Annotated in this window: 12 protein-coding genes; 9 read left to right on the top strand and 3 right to left on the bottom strand. The window is 36.9% G+C overall.

The genetic code is table 11. The features are described 5' to 3' along the window. Positions 1 to 23 precede the first annotated feature (23 nt). From ACPW7N_RS05600 to ACPW7N_RS05570, 7 genes are all read left to right on the top strand, one after another. Complete coding sequence (locus tag ACPW7N_RS05600; RefSeq protein ID WP_425650045.1) at positions 24 to 1,172, top strand: DegT/DnrJ/EryC1/StrS family aminotransferase; 1,149 nt, start codon at positions 24 to 26, stop codon at positions 1,170 to 1,172. A 5-nt stretch (positions 1,173 to 1,177) separates the two neighbouring features. After that, positions 1,178 to 1,786 carry a sugar transferase gene (locus tag ACPW7N_RS05595; protein WP_425650044.1) on the top strand — a complete coding sequence of 203 codons (609 nt, stop codon included), beginning with the start codon at positions 1,178 to 1,180 and terminating at the stop codon, positions 1,784 to 1,786. 32 nt (positions 1,787 to 1,818) lie between these two features. Continuing rightward, entirely contained in the window at positions 1,819 to 2,943 is a 1,125-nt protein-coding gene (locus tag ACPW7N_RS05590) for a stalk domain-containing protein (protein WP_425650043.1), read from the top strand. Positions 2,944 to 3,121: 178 nt separating this feature from the next. Next, positions 3,122 to 5,227 (top strand): D-glucuronyl C5-epimerase family protein, encoded by a 2,106-nt coding sequence (locus ACPW7N_RS05585; RefSeq protein ID WP_425650042.1) that lies wholly within the window; start codon positions 3,122 to 3,124, stop codon positions 5,225 to 5,227. A 158-nt stretch (positions 5,228 to 5,385) separates the two neighbouring features. Next, complete coding sequence (locus ACPW7N_RS05580; RefSeq protein ID WP_425650041.1) at positions 5,386 to 7,260, top strand: polysaccharide biosynthesis protein; 1,875 nt, start codon at positions 5,386 to 5,388, stop codon at positions 7,258 to 7,260. Positions 7,261 to 7,296: 36 nt separating this feature from the next. Next, on the top strand, positions 7,297 to 9,600 hold the full coding sequence (locus ACPW7N_RS05575) for an O-antigen ligase family protein (RefSeq protein ID WP_425650039.1): 2,304 nt from the start codon (positions 7,297 to 7,299) through the stop codon (positions 9,598 to 9,600). A gap of 28 nt (positions 9,601 to 9,628) precedes the next feature. After that, on the top strand, positions 9,629 to 10,846 hold the full coding sequence (locus tag ACPW7N_RS05570) for a hypothetical protein (protein WP_425650038.1): 1,218 nt from the start codon (positions 9,629 to 9,631) through the stop codon (positions 10,844 to 10,846). A gap of 62 nt (positions 10,847 to 10,908) precedes the next feature. Here ACPW7N_RS05570 and ACPW7N_RS05565 read toward each other — a convergent pair whose 3' ends face one another. The 3 genes from ACPW7N_RS05565 to ACPW7N_RS05555 are packed head-to-tail and all read right to left on the bottom strand — an operon-like array spanning position 10,909 to position 13,560. Beyond that, complete coding sequence (locus tag ACPW7N_RS05565) at positions 10,909 to 12,009, bottom strand: DegT/DnrJ/EryC1/StrS family aminotransferase (RefSeq protein ID WP_425650037.1); 1,101 nt, start codon at positions 12,007 to 12,009, stop codon at positions 10,909 to 10,911. A 31-nt stretch (positions 12,010 to 12,040) separates the two neighbouring features. Beyond that, positions 12,041 to 12,616, bottom strand: coding sequence for an acyltransferase (locus tag ACPW7N_RS05560; RefSeq protein WP_425650036.1), 576 nt, complete (start codon positions 12,614 to 12,616; stop codon positions 12,041 to 12,043). Beyond that, the gene (locus ACPW7N_RS05555) at positions 12,616 to 13,560 is read right to left on the bottom strand and encodes a Gfo/Idh/MocA family protein (protein ID WP_425650035.1); all 945 of its coding nucleotides are present in this window, start codon (positions 13,558 to 13,560) and stop codon (positions 12,616 to 12,618) included. The genes ACPW7N_RS05560 and ACPW7N_RS05555 overlap by 1 nt, the downstream gene beginning before the upstream one ends. 413 nt (positions 13,561 to 13,973) lie before the next feature. On the opposite strand from ACPW7N_RS05555, the gene ACPW7N_RS05550 reads away from it, so the two are divergent. Together ACPW7N_RS05550 and ACPW7N_RS05545 are read left to right on the top strand one after the other, a co-directional pair. Then, the gene (locus tag ACPW7N_RS05550) at positions 13,974 to 15,509 is read left to right on the top strand and encodes an Ig-like domain-containing protein (RefSeq protein ID WP_425650034.1); all 1,536 of its coding nucleotides are present in this window, start codon (positions 13,974 to 13,976) and stop codon (positions 15,507 to 15,509) included. Then, positions 15,509 to 19,584, top strand: a 4,076-nt coding sequence (locus tag ACPW7N_RS05545; protein ID WP_425650033.1) for a pectate lyase-like adhesive domain-containing protein, incomplete at its 3' end; no start/stop codon positions are given. The genes ACPW7N_RS05550 and ACPW7N_RS05545, both read left to right, overlap by 1 nt.

Genomic DNA, 19,584 nt, shown 5'->3' with positions numbered 1-19,584 from the left:
CATTGTCAATTAGGGGGAATAACATGAATATCCCATATGCTCTTCCGTATATCGATGACCAAGAGATTTCAGAGGTAATATCAGCAATTAAGTCTAATTGGCTTAGTCGTGGTCCTAAAACTGTAGAGTTTGAAAGTGAATTTGCAAAATATGTAGATGCTCCATTTGCTGTTGGACTTAACTCATGTACCGCTGGTTTGCATCTTGCTCAATTAGCTTTAGGAATTGGCCAAGGTGATGAAGTAATTACCTCTCCTTATACATTTGTTGCAACAGCTAATACAATTATTCATTGTGGTGCAAAGCCTGTTTTTGTTGATATCGACCCCGTTACTATGAATTTAGATCCTGAAAAAATAGAACAGGCAATTACCCCAAATACTAAGGCTATCATTCCAGTTCATTTTGCAGGGTATCCTTGTGAAATGGAGAAAATCCTTGAATTAGCTCGCATCTATAATCTTAAAGTGATTGAAGATGCTGCACATGCTGTTCATACAACATACAAGGGAAGACCAATTGGCAGTATAAGTGATGTCACTTGTTTTAGTTTTTATGCAACCAAAAATCTCTCAACGGGAGAAGGGGGCATGGTTACTACAAGTGATGAAGAAATTGCTGACAAGATCCGCGTTCTTGGACTTCATGGCATGAGTAAAAATGCTTGGAATCGTTATTCTAGCAAAGGGTCTTGGTTTTATGAAGTGAATTATCCTGGATACAAATATAATATGACTGACATTCAAGCTGCTTTTGGCCTTGTGCAACTTAAAAAAATAGAAGAAATGCAAAGTCTTCGTGAGAAATATGCGTACATGTACAATGAGGCATTTAAGAATTCTGATGAATTACTTTTACCGTATGATTCAGATAATCATAGGCATGCATGGCATTTGTATGTAATTCGATTGAATGAAGCGCAATTACGTATTGATCGAAGCACAATGATTGAACTGTTAAAGGAAAAAGGGATAGGAACAAGCGTTCATTTTATTCCAGTTCCGATGCACCCTTATTATCGGGATCGTGGCTATAATATTACTGAATACCCAATGGCACAGAAGGCTTTTGAAAGTGCAATTTCGTTACCCCTCTATCCGGGAATGACTGAAGATCAAGTAAATTACGTAATTGAAAATGTTTTATCTATCCTAAATGAAAACAGAAGGTGAATTTCATGAAATGGAGAGATAAGCTAATAAAAAGAATATTTGATATAGTTTCATCATTCTTCGGATTAATTTTAATAAGTCCAATTATTCTCTTTATCTCTATTTGGATAAAGGTAGATTCTAAGGGACCCATTTTCTTTAGGCAAAAACGAGTCGGGCAACATGGAGTACTATTTGACATTTTAAAATTCCGAACAATGGTTGTAGATGCAGAAAAAAAAGGGAAACAAATTACTGTTGGGAGGGATCCACGGATAACAAATTGTGGTTATTTTCTGAGGAAATATAAACTTGACGAATTACCACAGTTATTTAATGTTTTGCGTGGAGAAATGAGTTTGGTAGGACCGAGACCTGAGGTTCCTTATTATGTAAAAAAGTATAGTGAAAAACAAAAAAAAGTGCTGAAAGTAAAACCTGGCATCACTGATCTTGCTTCCATAAAATATAGTGATGAAAGTATTATCTTAGCACAAGCAGCTAATGCAGAACAATTTTATATTGACCGTGTTATGCCTGACAAACTTGATCTGAATCTTCAATATGCAGAAAATGCAACAATTACAAAGGATATTCATATTATTCTAATGACTATAGCAAAAATATTAAAATAAGACGGATGGTACAAGCAGAGGAGTAACATGATATGGATCGTTTTATTCTATATATAACACTTAGTCTAAGTATTATTATTGCAAGTATTTCAGGAAATAATGTAGCAGCTGAAGAGAAAAAAGCAGTGACTGAATTGAGCGGAAGTATGACTGCTGAAGTTGAGTATTATCCACTTCCTTCTCTTACAAAAGAACTAGGGTACGAATTGATGTGGGATGAGGAAAAAGGAATATTTCAATTGAAAAAAGATAATGTCAGCATAACAGCCGAAATTGGTAATAACAGAATTAAAGTTAATGATCGATTCATTGTTGTAAATGCTCCTCCCCAAAAAATTGGGAAGATTCCCTATGTCCCACTAGCATTTTTTCGGGAATTGTTTGCTACAGATATAAAAATAAGTGTATTTGAAAACAACTCGTCTGTTAATCAAGAAGTAAGAAGAATAACCCTTTCTACTTTGACGCAAAATATAATTTCAGAAATAAAAAAGGAACCTGGTTTCATAGTAAAAGCTTTCGAATTATCCAAAACTGAGTTAAGAACAGCATTAGGTACTGAATTCAAAGAAATAGATGATAGACAACTTTTTCATGTGTTTTCTACTTTAGTATCTTATGAACTTGCTCCATATGGTTTTAGTGATGCTACCAAACTTGACAAAATACTCAAAGAACCAGTACTGGATTGTGATAACTACGCTCTTGCAGCGTTACAACTTGCCAAATTTGATCCTTTCACCTCAAAAAATATTCCTTTTAACTTTGTCGGATGGTACGGTGGAGCTGTTGGTGACCATGCACAATTAATTACTGTTGATAAAACAACAGGAATTTCGTTGTTATTGGATCCTACAATTGGGCTTATTGCCAAAGCTAGTTATAACGAAATATTGTCTGGAAAACCGATAAAAATCAAAGATATTGTGATTTCTGCTTCAAGACCGGAACCAAAAGAATTGGGAGGATTCACAAAAAGAGTGGCTGACGCTTTAATAGAGGGTAAATATAAGCCTACTGACATATATTATTTTTTCGAAAATGTTGATCAATTTTTTAACGTAGCTGGAAAAATGCGTACTTGGCCTCCTGATTACGTTACACCTGGAGCTTCGGTCTATCGCGAAGTATATCAAAAAATGAATAATGAGCAATAAAATTATTCGAGAGAGGGTGCAAACATCTTTGAGTTGGCGAGTGATGATAACATGCACTATAATAATCTGTTTACTATTCCCTACTGTTTCGCTACGAGCTAATGCTTCAAACAACATTCAAGATAATGGTTTTAGCGATTCAGTACTTAATAGTTATAAGTATTACGAGGATTTTACTTTGCAAAATATAGATTATCCAGAGACAGGGTTACCGGTGTATCAAGTTAGGGACAAAGTATATTCCCATCCGGTGAAGGTGGCGATATTTGGGTTAACAGCTTTCGAGAAGTATATTACCAACAAACGCCAAGAAGACTACGATCGAATAATTAGAAGTGCAAACTACTTTGTTGATGAAATAGTAGTTCTACCAAGTGGAGTAGGTGTTTGGTATTATTCTTTTGATTTCCTGGATGGAGAGACATTAATAAAGGCTCCTTGGGTTAGTGGGATGGCTCAAGGTCAAGGTATTTCAGTTTTAGTTAGAGCATATTTGCTGACAAATGAAAAGAAATATTTAGAAACTGCAGAAAAGGCTTTGAAAGCTTTTTATGTTAAGGATCAGGGTACTCAAAATTTGTTTTATGATAATAACCAAGATTTTTGGATTGAGGAATACCCTCAAGAAAATACAACACATGTCTTAAACGGTTACATTTATGCATTGTTTGGCATATGGGATTATTATCGAGTTACACAAGACAAAATGGCACTATCCTTATGGCAAAAAGGAATTAACTCTTTAAAGTCAAATCTGCCAAATTACGATGTTGGCAACTGGTCTGCATATGACCAGAGATCCACTAAGAATGATAAACATTATTTTTATTTTTTGGCGAGTAAGCAGAATACCGAATTATATGTGAAGGATATAAAAATCGAGAATAGTATTGGGCAGAGTATCAGTTATAATATGCTAAATATGAATGGTGATTTGACAGCATTGAAACCTGGTACAGAAGAAAGAAAAAACTTTTTCATTCATTCAGATAATAAAATACCAGGACAAACACTACCGATTCAGAGTATTCGTATTGTGAATAACCAAAATACTGAGTTGGCAAGAATAAACATGAATGAAGAGAACGATAGATCATCAATTGCTGCTCCGCCAAAATGGTCATACAGTTGGGGACCGACCTATCAGTTGGAATCAAAGATAGTAAGAAACTATCTGGTAGATCATAAAGGAGTTGGGTATTTTTATCTTACAATTGATGAGAAGAATATAGGTCATTTGCAAGATAGTGAAGAGCTTTTCTTAGAGGTAGAATTTTTTGATGCCACTCCGAATGATCAAATACAATTGATTTATGATAACAAAAAGACTACTAATTTAGGTAAATTTAATCTTGAGGGTAGCAAGACATGGAAGAAACAACTTTTCCGTATACCTCATAAAGATGATCCAATTGTCAAATCTGAAACATATCAGGGATGGGGAGAGGTAAAAGAGTTTTCAAATGAGTATACGAGGCTCGCAAAATTAGATAACATTGCAGGAAATACTTGGGAAGGTGCTTGGCTAAGCTTGTTTTTAAGCAAAAATTTTCAAGTAAAAGAAGATGAAACATTAAAGGTCTCAGTGACTTATATTGATTCAAATAATAATCCAATTTGGTTCTCCATCTTTAATGCAATGGGGTACCCTCTCGGGAAATTATCAAATAATGCTTCGATGAAAGAAAAAACGGATACATTTTCGGTTAGTTCAAATTATTTCATTAAGCGTTTTGCTGGAGATTATCATGATGTCCACCTAATTCAACTAGCAGCACTGTATAATATTACTCATGATCCATTTTTCAAGAGTTATTTTGAAAAATGGAAAAAATACGGAAGCTATCATAGTGCCTCCATCCAATTCTACCTAACGATTGAAAAAGAACTTTTGGAGCAATTGAAGATCAAAGATTTTTATCTCAAGAATTCTGAGGGAGTCATAATTAGTTCAGATTTACAGTCTGATCAACTTGCATTTGTGAATAATGAAGTTATTCCAATACAAGTTTCTTTTCCAGTTGAAAAATTGAGAAAATTATTATCAGATCCAACAATTACTATCAACTTTAAATATCAAACCAGAACCAATGCAACAATAAAAGTGGATTTTAATACAGTGAATAAAAAGAAAATCAGAAACATTGGTGATGTTACTACACAGGTAGTTAATCAATGGATAGAAGCATCAATTCCAATAAGTGAAGAGTTACGAAGCAATTTAAGCACCATCGAAAAATCCCTATTATACTACAGGCTTGAAAACCTCATAAAAGCTGAATAAATTCTAGACGTGTAATGATATCATGCAAGATCGGACTTCATTATACGTCTTTTTTTATTAAATAACCATGTCGATTACTGTCAATTGGTGGGATATTTATGTGGACTTAGATTCTGCAGATAAGGTACACTAGAAATTGAGAAAAGGAGGTAAGATTATTGTCGTATAAATATAGACTTTTCTTATTTTTTGTTTTTGACACAATAATTATTATTGCTGCTACAGCAATGAGCTACTTCCTTCGATTTGATGGGAACATTCCAGTAGAGCATATACATAGCATTCCTTATACAGTCGGACTGGTTTGGTTTACAACACTAATATTGTTTTATATGACTAAACTATATTTGCGAGTTTGGCAGTATGCAAGTGTAGGAGAGCTTATTTCAATTGTTAAAGCAGTAACAGTTTCAATAGGACTAGATGTGTTTTTGTATTATTTTCTTAAAGTTTTTGGTGTTAGCGTTATTATTCCACGATCTATTTTTCCGATAACATGGATGACCATTATCTTAAGTATTGGTGGATCTAGGTTCATTTGGAGAGTTTGGAGAGACAATTATATTAAGATTAAACCACATCACGGAAGAGCAATAATTGTTGGTGCCGGTAAAGCTGGCGCTCTTGTAGCTCGTGAATTAAAGCATACTATGGACGCAGATATTTATCCAATTGCATTTATAGATGATGATCCTTCCAAGTTAAAACTTGAAATAGCAGGTTTGCCAGTGGTTGGAACAAGAAAAGATATTGAAGCTGTGGTAGAAAAATATGAGATAGCAACCATTATCATTGCTATACCATCAATATCCCGAGAACAAACGGCAAAACTGATTGAAATTTGTAAAAGGACAAGTGCACACATTAAACTATTGCCTCTGGTGAGTGATGTTATCCAAGGCAAGGTTACCATAAACTCGATAAGAGATGTTCATGTGGAAGACTTGCTAGGCAGAGATCCTGTTGAAGTAGACATGGAAGAAATTACAGGATATATCACTGGTAAAACAATCCTTGTCACTGGTGCTGGAGGTTCTATCGGTTCAGAACTTTGTCGACAAATTGCACCGTTTAAACCGAAAAAACTTTTACTTTTAGGACATGGTGAAAATAGTATCTTCGTGATAGAAAATGAATTAAAACGACTTGTTCCTTCTTTACATTATGAAACATTAATTGCCGATATTCAGGATCGCAAGAGAATAGAAGAGATATTTGAAACTTACCTCCCAGAAGTAGTATTTCATGCTGCAGCACATAAACATGTGCCACTTATGGAAAAGAATCCAAAAGAAGCAATAAAAAATAATGTGTTTGGTACAAAAAATGTGGCGGAAATGGCTGCGAGGTATAATACCAAACGATTTGTACTTATTTCTACAGACAAAGCAGTCAACCCAACAAGTGTCATGGGCGCAACAAAGAGAATGGCAGAATCAATTGTGCTAGGACTTAACCGAAGCTCAACTACAAAGTTTGCAGCCGTTCGTTTTGGTAACGTTCTGGGAAGTAGAGGTAGCGTGATTCCCCATTTTAAAAAACAAATTGAGTTAGGTGGACCTGTTACAGTGACACATCCTGAAATGGTCAGATATTTTATGACCATTCCTGAAGCAGTCCAGCTTGTCATTCAAGCGGGTGCGATTGCAAGTGGTGGGGAAGTGTTTGTACTGGACATGGGACAACCTGTTAAAATTGATCAACTTGCACGCGATTTAATAAAATTATCTGGATTTGAACCAGATAAAGACATACATATTGTTTACTCAGGAATTCGTCCGGGTGAAAAATTATATGAAGAGTTACTAACTGATGAAGAAGGTACGGCTGCAACGAAGCATGATCGAATTTTTATTGGAAAACCTTCAAATATCTCAGTAGAAGAGTTGGCATTTACGTTGAAACGATTAGATCTTCTTACGAAAAAAGCAGAGAATAGCGAACTTACAGATGAATTACGGGTTCTGCTTTTTGGTGAAGTTTCGAGCAACGTTCAGCATACAAAAAGCCACATACTCGAACCAATAAGATAAGTAGAATTAATAGTAATATTGGCTTGGAGGACTACAATGTATAAATGGGCTATTTTTTCACTAGTTACCCTTATTTTTCTACTAACCCCGTTCAAACGGGGATTATTTTTTAACGAAGATTTGTATTTAATTAATTCTCTTTTGTTTGTAGCTTTTCTCACATTGTTAATTTCATTCTACAAGAAAACTGATTTGCTTCGTCAATACATGAACTCTTACTTACTTGTATTGATTATCCCATTCTTTTACTTGTGCTCTTTTTTTATATCAGAATCTCCTTATAGTGCTCTACAGGCAACTTTTCGATGGGTATCATTTTCCGTTTTCTTTTTATTGATCTTATTTATTAGACAAGAAAAACGGTTGGAGACATTTTTGCCTTATGTTTTTTATGTTTTAGGGATAATGATTGCTGGTTTTTCTTTTGCAGGTTTATGGGGAGTAATCGATTATAAAGATGTGGTCTTGGATAATAGACTTTCAGGTGTTTTTCAATACCCGAATACTCTCGCAGCAGTCCTATGTTCATTTTGGTTATTTGCACTTGTTATGTTGAGTAGCAATAAGCTTACGATAAAAAAAGTCATTTTTTATAGCTTGCCGTTAACAGCTTTTTCGACAATTTTATTTGCTTCCTATTCTCGAGGAACACTTTTGATGTTTCCGCTTGCTTGGTTTATCGGCTTAATTCTCTTACGCCTGGATCAACAAATAACCTACACCCTATATTTGATTTATTCACTAATTGGTGGAATCATTGTTTTTTCTCAGTTACACACTCCTTTAGAAATAAATAATTTTTCATATGTGGAAGTTGTTACTCTACTATTAATATCTCTAATTGTTACTGGATTAATAGCTATAACACATGTGATATTTACTAAATACGGAAACAAAATAAAAATGGTTAGTAGGAAAAGGTACAAGTTGATTTTACCTGTAGGTATAATTGCTTCCTTCTTATTGCTTGTTTTAGATATGGTAAAACAAGGTCTAATATATCGACTACTGCCAATATCTTTTCAGCAAAGATTAACAGCTACTAATTTTGATGAATATAGTGTATTGGGTAGATTTACATTCACCAAAGATGCTTTTGAGATGCTTAAAGACTCTCCTATATTGGGATATGGGGGAAATGGTTGGAAAGTGATTTTTACACAATACCAACAATTGGCTTATTGGAGCACAGAAGTTCATAATGGCTATTTAGGTATATTATTGGATATCGGATTTGTAGGTGCAATTAGCCTAATTTTAGTCTTAGTGTTATTCATTATACAAATAGCTAAAAATGTGAGAAACAATGAGAATGAAGATAAATCTTTGTTATCCTTAGCTACAATTCCGCCATTGGCGCTTTTCTTTATTCATTCGATAATCGATTTTGATTTCTCATATGGAACAGTTTGGCTTATTATTTTCTGGTTATTTGGTATGGGAGTTCAACTGACGCCATATTCATTTTCCATGCTTCGTAATGTTTCAATTATAAATAAACAGGTGTTTCAACGAAGCATTTATTTTGTTTTATTGCTTTGTATCTCATTGTCTACCATATATAACTTCCGGTTTTTAATGAGCCAATATACGTTAGATACGATAACCCAAGAGAAGGCTATAGCGGAAGCGAGATCGAAATTAGAGACTGCAACAAAGTATAATCCATATTTAACTGATTCGTTAATTAATTTGGCTTCTGTTTATATGCTCTCTTATAAACAAACCAAGTCGAAAGAAGAATATGAAAAACTAAAATTAACCACCGATAGAGTAATCAGATTAGAACCTCATAATGCACAAAATTATTACAAGATAGCAAGTATACTGCTTCAAGTAGGTGAGGGAAAAACTACTGATGAACTATTAACGAAAGCATTATCTTTTGATAGGTTTAACGTGGATCTTTACGATGCATTAATTAAAACGAAAATTGCTAGAATCCAACAGTCCATTCAAAACAAGGAAGTTGAAAGAGAAAAAGCTAAAAAATTAGCCGAAGAGAGTTTACAAATTTATACGAACTATGAAAAAGTATTTGAACCTGTGAAACAATTCTGGTTTTCAAATCGACGGCCAACTGAATTGTATGATGATACATATATTAGTGTAGCGCAAGCCTTACTTGTTAAAGGAGAATATGAAAAGTCAATTAAATTTCTGGAAAGAGTTAGTGCTAATTCTAAGTTTTATTCTGATTCGTTAGCTGTTCAGGCTGCAGCTTATGAAGCAGTGGGTAATATCGACACGATGAAGGGTATTGTTAATGGAAAGCAAAGCCAACAAAACTTCATTAACTCTTTGCAATTTAATCGAATGCTTGTTCGTGAACTGAAATAATAAACCACCACTGAAAGGAGGATGCTAATTGGGTATTATTGGCAAATTGTTAATATGTTTTACTTTAGTGGGATACCCGGTCCAATATTCAAATTCTGTTCAAAGTGGTTACAATTCGAATGATTCATATGTGTCTGATTACATTACTCTACTTAATGAGTTTCCAGTAAATAAACAAGGAGAAGGGTATGAACCATCTTTTCCGGGAATTTCAGAACAACCTATGACTTATGGGCTTTTGCTATCCTCTGAATCATTACATTATATGGTATCTCCAAATGAGGATAGTAAGGTAAGGATTAAGGCATCTACTAAATGGTTACTCCAAAATATTGACTTAGATCAAGATGGTTTCTTGGGATGGGGGCTCCCGCAGGCTTGGGACGCGTTTGGTGATGGTTCTGTAAATCCAGAAAATCATCCTTACACGATTACAACGGCAATTGTAATGCAGGGTTTATTAGATGCGTTATCAATTCCTTCCTTCTGGAATGCTGAAGAGCAATCGGAAATAAAGAAATCGTTAAAGACTATTAGTATTCAATGGAGTAATAAAGCTTGGAGTGAAACTCCTGATGGGCACGGATTTTTTTGGTATAGCCCTAGAGTAGAAGATGCGCATTTTTGTCCTAATGTATCTGCTATGTTTTTAGGGATGCTCTCACGTGTGCTAAAAGAGCATAGGGATATCTTTGATGCTAAAGAGGTATCTTTTATCAAAACCAGAGTGGATTCCGCAGCAAAATCAATTGTGGACAAAATGATATCTAGAAATGGGCTGCCGTATTGGAATTACATTGCATTACCAAATGTATTTAATCAAAATGAACCAAATGATTTGGTTCATCACGCATATATCCTTTGGGGAATGGAATTATATCGAGATTCTGGAGGCCCAATAAAGATTACTTGGACTACTGAACAAGCATTAAAATCATTGGATTCGTTTTGGAAAGACGGAAAGATATTTGATTATCCAATGGACCAAAAATATACGGGGACTATGGAATCATATAATGTAAGACCCGGGATATTATGGGGGCCAGGGATGATGCTTGCTGTTTATGCAAGGTATGGGGATGGTGTGAGGATTAAAAATACGCATGAAGAAATAATTAAGACATATGGCCCTCTATCTCAATTACACATATGGCCAGCATCTTTTTCGCAAGATCAGGTTTTTTACGCTCGATATGCAGCTCATATCCTATACGGATTAGCAATTAATACCTTCAAGAGGAAGTAAAAGATTAAGACGCCTGGATCATCCCAGGCGTCTTTTTTTAACGGATCTTATTTGTGTTTTGTTTACAACAAAGTAGCTTTAAGGCAATCTGCTACACTTTCTTGTTTTTCCCGTTCCATAGTTGGCCATATTGGCAGACTCAATACTTCTGATGCTAATTTTTCAGAGATTGGCATAGATACTTGTTGAGATTCATAGACTGGGAGACGATGAACAGGTACTGGATAATAAATCATTGTATTGATACCCATTTCAGCAAGTTTCTGTTGTACTTCATCTCTTTTTCCACCCAAAACTCGAATGGTGTACTGGTGATATACATGTTTTCGATCGTCAGTTTCATAAGGCAGGACGATACCTGGAATATTACTCAACAGCTCTCTATAAACCTGAGCTACTTTCCTCCGTCCATCATTCCATTGGTCTATATGAGGAAGCTTCACTCGCAGAATAGCACCTTGAATTTCATCAAGTCGAGAGTTGTAACCGACCAATTCATTATAATACTTCTTCTTGGATCCATGTGAGCGTAGCATACTACTTACCTGTGCAATGTGATCATCATTCGTAACTAGAAGACCCCCATCACCATATGCTCCCAGATTTTTAGAAGGGAAGAATGAGAAACAACCTACATCCCCCAACGTTCCAAGTTTTTTCCCTTTATAATCTCCACCAAAACCTTGGGCAACATCTTCTACTATTTTTATATTGTGTCTGTTTGCCACTGCAAGCAATTCATCCATATCAACTGACTGGCCAAATAGATGGACAGGAATAATTGCTTTCGTTCGAGAGGTAATTGCCTTTTCTACTTGCTCCACGTCGAGGTTGTATGTTTTTTCATTAACGTCTACAAAGACAGGTGTAGCGCCAAGATGACTAATGGCTTCAGCAGTAGCAAAAAAAGTAAAAGGTGTTGTTATAACTTCATCACCTGGTTCAACACCAACAGCTTTTAGTCCAATGAATAATGCATCGGTTCCTGAATTAAGGCCAATCGCATGTTTGACTCCTAGATAGTTTGCAACTTCTTTCTCGAAGGTTTTTACATTAGGTCCCATAATAAATTGACCGGAGCGAAGTACATTTTGAATTGCTGGCATCAATTCATCCCATAATGAATCTATTTCAGGTGATAAATCAAGAATAGGAATATTCATTTTTAGTGCCCCTTCTTTTTAATAATTTTTTTTATTTTGACAGCAAAATACTGTCTGTACCAATTTGTTGATAGTTTTTGCCACACTTACATGTTGCGCTATTATTCGTAAAGGATAATGTTTCTCCACATTCGCAAACCCAACCAATTCTCCTTGCAGGTACACCTGCAACAAGGGCATGAGCAGGAATATCCTTCGTTACTACAGCTCCAGCAGCTACGAATGCCCATTCGTGAATAGTAACACCACATACAACAGTTGAATTAGCACCTAATGAGGCTCCACGCTTTAAAGTCGTAATCGCATAATCGTTACTAGTGTTTCTCGGGAATGCTGAACGAGGAGTCTTTACATTAGTGAATACACAACTCGGTCCACAGAAGACATCATCCTCTAAAATAACTCCCTCATATACAGACACATTGTTTTGGATCTTTACATTATTTCCAATACGAACATTGTTCGCAATAAATACATTTTGTCCAAGGCTGCAATTTTCTCCAATGATAGACTTGCTCATGACATGAGAAAAATGCCAAATCTTTGTTCCTGTTCCAATCTGAGCTCCTTCATCAACAAAAGAAGATTCATGTACATAATAACCCATTAATGCTCACCCTTCATCAACTTAGTAACTTGCTCTAAGATCCTTACAACTTCTAATCCGTTATTTCCATCAGATAAAGGAGTTTGTCTGCTCTCTATGCATTCTAAAAAGTGTTTGCATTCTAAAGTAAGAGGGCGATCAGACCCCTTACATACTTCAATCGTTCCTTCATCAATATTAGCTAGGCTTTCTGAAATACGTTTTTGATGTAAAGTAACAGCTTGTGTTTCCTCATCATAAACAATCATACCCTCTGTCCCGATAACAGTTAGCCCACGTTTCATTTGTGGCCATAACCAAGAAGTATGTAAATGTGCAGTAATGTCATTTTCAAATCCTAAATGTACATAAACGTCATCTTCTATTCCATTTTGAAGAATAGCTTGTCCTGCTACAGTTATTTGTTTAGGTGGTTCTCCGACTAAGTATAGGAAAACAGCGAGGTCATGAACACCAAAACTCCAGAAGACATTCTCAACAGAACGTACCCTACCTAACTTTAACCTTTCTTGATGCAAGCTCTTGAGGGAGCCAATTTTTCCGCTTTCAATGATTTCTTTAATCTTATGTATAGCAGGTTGATGTAACAGTAAGTGACCTACCATTAAAATGCACTTGTTAGTTTCCGCTAAAATGATTAGTTCTTCTGCATCATTTACTGATAGAGTAATCGGCTTCTCAACGAATACGTCCTTTCCAGCTAATATCAGTTCTTTGGCAATGGGTGCATGCGTGTGGGCGGGAGTGGCTATAACAAATGCATCGGCAATCGAAAGTGCCTCTCGATAATCCTCAAAGAATGGAATATGGGTATACTGCTCAGCAAGAGAATTCCTAAGGACTGAACTGGCTTCTGCAACACCTGCTAAAGCTCCAAGCTCATCAAATGATTTCACCAAATTTTTCCCCCATTGGCCAGCACCAATGACAACAACTTTGCCCATTTTATACCTTCTTTCATTATGTACTGATTCAAAGAGCTTCCCATTGTCTACTTTAACTTAAATCACGGTTATTATCCAACGGATTTATAAAGAGCGAATTGATACTTATCTAAAATAAAATTGTAATGATAAAAGATTCGTAGGAGGTAGATAGATATAAAGGCATATAGATGGGTTATTCCATGGCGGGTTAAGCAGAAATACTGAATAGATTTATGGAATGGTGACACCTTCCCAACGGTTGGGGGAGAGTGTCTTTTTTACTATGAATATGTACTTTTTACAAATTTTTATATTTTGTGACATAAGTACTGAATTATTATTCGACAACATGGTATTATTTACTAGTAATTAGCAGTAATCATATTTTTTGTAAAATTATTACGGTTTTAATAGGAAAATAGGAGGAGATTATGGGAAAGAGGAATACGAGTAAAAAAATTGTATCAGCCATTCTTTCAACCAGTTTAGTTCTTTCGTTGGTTAATGGAGCATTTGCTGAGACGAAAAATCCGACATTATTCGCAACTTCGAAAAACGTTTCTACAGTAGAAAATGCTGACGTAGAGTCAAATCAAACAAAAGAAGCCAGAATAAGTACAATTACAACTACAAACGGGACCATTTCTGTTAAATTAACAAAGGCTCCCGAAAAAGATCCTATATTAGAAGACTTCGGTTTTACCAAAAAAATTGATGAGAAAAAAGAAGAAGCGCTAAAGGTTAGCTCTTTTACGTGGGATAAGGCCAAAAAGACTGCAGTGTTTACTTTCAAACCAATCACATCACAGAAAAAAGAGCAAAAAGTAGCAATTTCCGTCAACTACAAGGGTTCAAAGAAAACGGCAAAAGCGTTTTATATTGCTGCAAAGGACGCTGTTGTTGATAAAGTAGAAATCGTCAACAATGCGAACGATGCGAACTTGACCCTAAACTCTATTGATGATGCCAAGCTTGTACTGGCTGCGATTGCGAAAGATAAAGATGGAAAATACATAACTGGCAAAAAAATCACGTGGAAATCGGAAAACAAGGCAATAGCCACTGTAGATAGCACTGGTAAAGTTACAGCCAAAAAGGAAGGAAAAGCAGTTATTTCTGCCACTATCGATAAAGTAACAGCAACGTTTGAAGTTACTGTCATTTCGATTCCTGAACCTTCGCTGGAACTTGGAAATCTCTCGCTGAATGAAACAGCCGCCAATGACGGCAGCATTAACGGGGCGCAAGTAGTTACCTTGAAAAATGGAAAGTTTGCTCCAGATCTTACTGTAAACGATATTAAGATCAGTAGCCTACCAGAGGGATTAGGTTATGAAGTAAAGCGAGATAGTGATACGAAACTGACAATCTCTTTTACCGGGAAAGCCGTAAAACATACTGTGGCAGATAGTAAAAAAGATGTGACGATTACTGTTGGAAAAGGAATGATCATTGGGGCTACAAAGGATATTATTACTCCTTCCTTTACAATTAACTTTACAGACCCTGTTGTAATTATACCTCCGAATTTACCGGAAGCTCCTTCTCTTACCTATGCAAACGGTGATTTTAAAGAATCTGCCAACAATGATGGTTCCGTTTCAACAACGAAGTTGGTTACTTTAACTGGAAGCAACAATTTTGTATCCGGTCCGTTCGTGGCAGGTGTACATTATAATGCAACCAATGTTCCTGCTGGGTTAACACTGGTTGTTACGAGAATCAATTCGACGCAAGTGACAATCGGCTTTACGGGTAAAGCGGATAATCACGCTAATGCTAATGATGCGTCCAATGTTGCTATTCAATTCCTGAATGCAGCCTTCACGTCAGGGAATGCTGCAGGGGTTACCAATTCATCAAAAAGCAATCTTGTCATTGATTTTAGCGATGTAGTTACTTTTTGGAGGCAGGAACCTACGGGCCGTCGTCTTCTTCTTCCAAACAAACTATTTCCGGAAACGTAGTGATTAGTAGTCCAAATGTTACATTACGCAATACGATAATTACCGGAAATCTTTTGTTAAGTGAAGACATCGGTGAAGGGGACGTGACTCTTGATGGTGTTGAAGTACGGGGCAATACCATTGTAAAAGGTGGCGGCGCCAACAGTATTCACTTCAATAACACGGTTCTCTTAACGGTCATTGTAAATAAAAACAATGGAGCCATTCGTATTGTTGCCAGTGGTTCAACCCGGGTAACAGAGGTACAACTAGAATCTACCGTTAAGATTCAGGAACAGGGACTTTCAGAAGGTAGTACTGGATTTGAGAACATTACAATAAAGGAAAGCCTTCAAGCGATTGATCCGAATGCGAAAGTCGAATTAATGGGAGATTTTGATACAGTCAATTCTCGTTCAACGAATATTCGAATTGATCTTGCTGCCGAAACAGACATTGCAACCTTAATATTAAATGCAGCCGCTGCCATTCTTGGCCCTGGTCGGATTGATACGGCAGAGATTAATGCGAACGGATCAACACTGTCTACCATGCCACAGAACGTCGTTTTGGATAATGGGGTAGATAGTGTTGAAATTGATGGCGAAGATTATAACGACGATATTTCGAATAATCTAGATGCTACGTTAACAGAGATACATGCAACCCAGTCAAGCATTGATGTGGAGTTTGATCGTATTGTAACCGGAGAAACAATAGCAGACTTTGATATTGAGGCTACCTTGGGAGGAGAGCCGTTCACCCTTACTAACCTGGAGTATGATTCCAGTCGCAACCGTTTTACCTATAACCCAATCCCTCTAACCGATAATATTGACAAAGAACTGAATGTATCAATTACCCCCAAAGCGGAATCACAGAAGGTAAGGGGGAATAAGGTAGAATCTGCAGTTATATTGAAGAATGGATTCTCAGGAAGAATTACCGATGTATCGGCAATTGGTGTCGCAGGAATAACTGTTAAGTTTAGAGAAGGAGCTGGCTCAACGTCAGGGGAAATCGTCGGAGAGGCTACGACAGATAGATATGGTTTCTATTCCATAAACCTTGCCCCAGGCACCTATACAGGAGAGTTTGTGAAAAATGGATACATCACTTCCTATATGGTGGCAGTAGCTCCATCTGATATTTTTAATAAAGATCAAAATGGGACAGCCATTCGAGGGGCTGCATCCAATGAAGTGAAGATCATGTTAAGTTGGGATGAGCTCCCACTTGATATCGATTCCCACCTAGTGGGACCATCGGCAGATCATTTCGGCGAGTTTCATACCTGGTACGGTGACAAAACATATAGATACGGGGATGTCATTTATGCTGATTTAGATTGGGATGATACGAGATCATATGGTCCAGAGACGACAACCATCCGAAAACTGGTAAATGGGACTTACAAGTTCTATGTCCATAACTTCTCACAATCAGTGGATCCAGAGGCAACGACGCTGAGGAACTCCGGCGCAAAAATTAAGGTGTTTAGAGGAAATGACCTAAATCCAATTAAAGAGATGGTAGTCCCGGTTGGTAGTGGCGATGAGTTATATTGGAATGCGTTCGAAATGGATGTCAGTGATAACGGTGAGTCTATATCGATTAAAGAAATCAATGAGTTGCAAGATGCAGTAAATGATATGGATGCTCCGTATGTCAGTAGGGTTGCTGCCTATGATAACGATGGAAATGATCGACTGAATCCAGGTGACAAGATTAGCTTAACTTTTTCAGAAGATGTTTCCGAAGAATCACAATCAGCCGTAGCGTCTGAGTTGGCGAATGCACGGAAACTAGGAGCCGTTGAAACACCGGCAGTAGTCACTTGGAAGAGTAATCGTGAAATGGAAATTGTCTTGGGAGCAGGTGCCACAATTGAACCTGGCCAATGCATGACCATACCGCGAGCACTTCTTTTTGACCCACAGGGAAATAGGCCTGAAGAGGATGTATTTATAGAAATACCGGAACAATTAATGATTTCCGCTGTTGAAGTAGGTAATGAAGAAGAACTTCTACATGCATTAAACAATCTCGAAATCAGGGCTATTGAGTTGACACAGAATATTGAGCTACAGGAACCACTTACAATAAATAGAAAAATCACAATTGATGGAATGTCTTATACACTAAAATCTTCTGGATACCATCAGATTTATTCAGATGATGTAGTGTTCAAAAATATCAGATTAAATACAGGACTTCACGTAAATGGTAATAATGTACTGATCAGTAAAGTTTCATTAGGTCCTTCCTTATTTGAGAATCCTGATTGGAAATACGGAATAAAGATTGAAGGTGGGACATCTATCATCATTCGTGAATGCAGCTTTGTCAACATCCTAGGAAAAACTTCAATTGGTATAGTCGATACAGCAGGCAGTACAGGAACTTCTTTTAAAGTAGAGGATTCGACATTTAGTGGAGGATACGCAGGGATTGTAACCGAGGGAGCAACAGAGGTAAAAGCAGAAAGAAATAGATTCGTACATTTAATGCATGCCATCTACTTGGATAAGGAATCTGTTATTAACGAGGGTAATATATATGGAAATACCATTAGTGATCCTCGTAATTTACCGACTGAAGTAGAAGGCGATGGTATTTCTGTAAAAAGTGGCACGCCAGCAGTTGTAAAAACATGGCTGCGTGATAATAACTCCTTTGAAAACATCATTCCAGGAAGAGAAGTAGTAGAAATAGGAGTTGTACCACCGGGATATGTTACTAGTGTAATGAAGTATCCTGATCCAGGGAAATTATGGATTGACGTTCATGAAACAACGTTAGACGTGATGCAAAACGCCTTATCTGCAAAATACAAGGATACAGATGGTGTTGAAAAAACAGCAGAAGTGATTGTTACCCAAAAGGTTGATGAAAACCAACAGCCAGTTGAAAATAGCTACGATGTAACCATTGTGGGAGCCATTCGAGGTGTCGAGTATACGCTAGTATTGGCTGATGAAATAGTCGCCCTGAAGGATGTAAATCTAAACGTAAGCTGGGAAGATTTCTCAGAAGGAGCAATACCAATTACCAATGTTTATCCGACTCAAATAGTAGGGGTAATCATAGTTATGGCAGAAGGGACTACTGCAGAAGATTTGGCTGGTGCACTATCTGTGGAATATATTGATGCAGAAAATGTTCTCCAAAAAGCCCCAGCTACTGTAAGTCAGGTTACTGATGAAAGTGGGCAACCGATTGAAAATAGGTATTCAGTTGCTATAAAGAATCCAACTCAAGATGTCGAGTATATGCTGGTCTTATCAGAAGGGTTTGAAGCATTGCAAGGAGTAGATCTGGGAGTAAGCTGGTCATCTGAGCAAGCTGGAGTAATACACAATGTGAAAATTGGTGAGCAAATTGGAAAGCTCAAAATTTACACAGAGGGAATAAGCATAGAAGCTTTACAAGATGGCCTAGCTGTCACGTTCACAGATTCTGATCAAACGGAGAAGGAAGCAGAGTTTTCGATTACCCAAGCAGTCGATGAGGATGGTCTACCTCTGCCTGAAGTGTATGATGTAACTATCGAGAATGCAGCAGCTGATGTTGTCTATACACTGACGTTTTCTGAAGAAGATGAAATTGAATTTAGCTGGGAAGCGCCGGAAGAAGTAGTGGTAATTGAGAGTGTTACCGAAGAAGAGACAGTAGGAGAATTTAAGATAGTTGCAACAGATACTACTGCAGAAGCATTGGAAGGTGCCCTCTCAGCCACATATGTAGATGTAAATGGACAATCACAACCTGCTGTTGTTACAGTGACTCAAGCTCTCGATGATAATTCACAACCAATTGTGGACACCTATATTGCTGTAATCGAAAATGCAAACACTGGTTTGAATTACAACATTCTTTTAGCCGATGGATTCGAGGCAATCGAAAATGAGGATATGATCGTAAGCTGGGAATCCGTTCCCGAACCGGTGATTTCCATTACGAATGTAAGTGAGGAATCAGAAATAGGGAATGTGAGAATTACTGTTGCTGGAGCAACTACTGCTGAATTGGAAGCAGCACTTACTGCAAAGGATGAAGCGGGCAATCCAGTAGTGGTGGCGGTAACACAGGCTGT

Origin of the sequence: Brevibacillus nigriterrae, assembly GCF_049846925.1 — a bacterium.
Lineage (GTDB): Bacteria > Bacillota > Bacilli > Brevibacillales > Brevibacillaceae > Brevibacillus_H.
The sequence above is the reverse complement of the archived record's forward strand: the minus strand, read 5'-3'. Positions and strand labels throughout refer to the sequence as shown.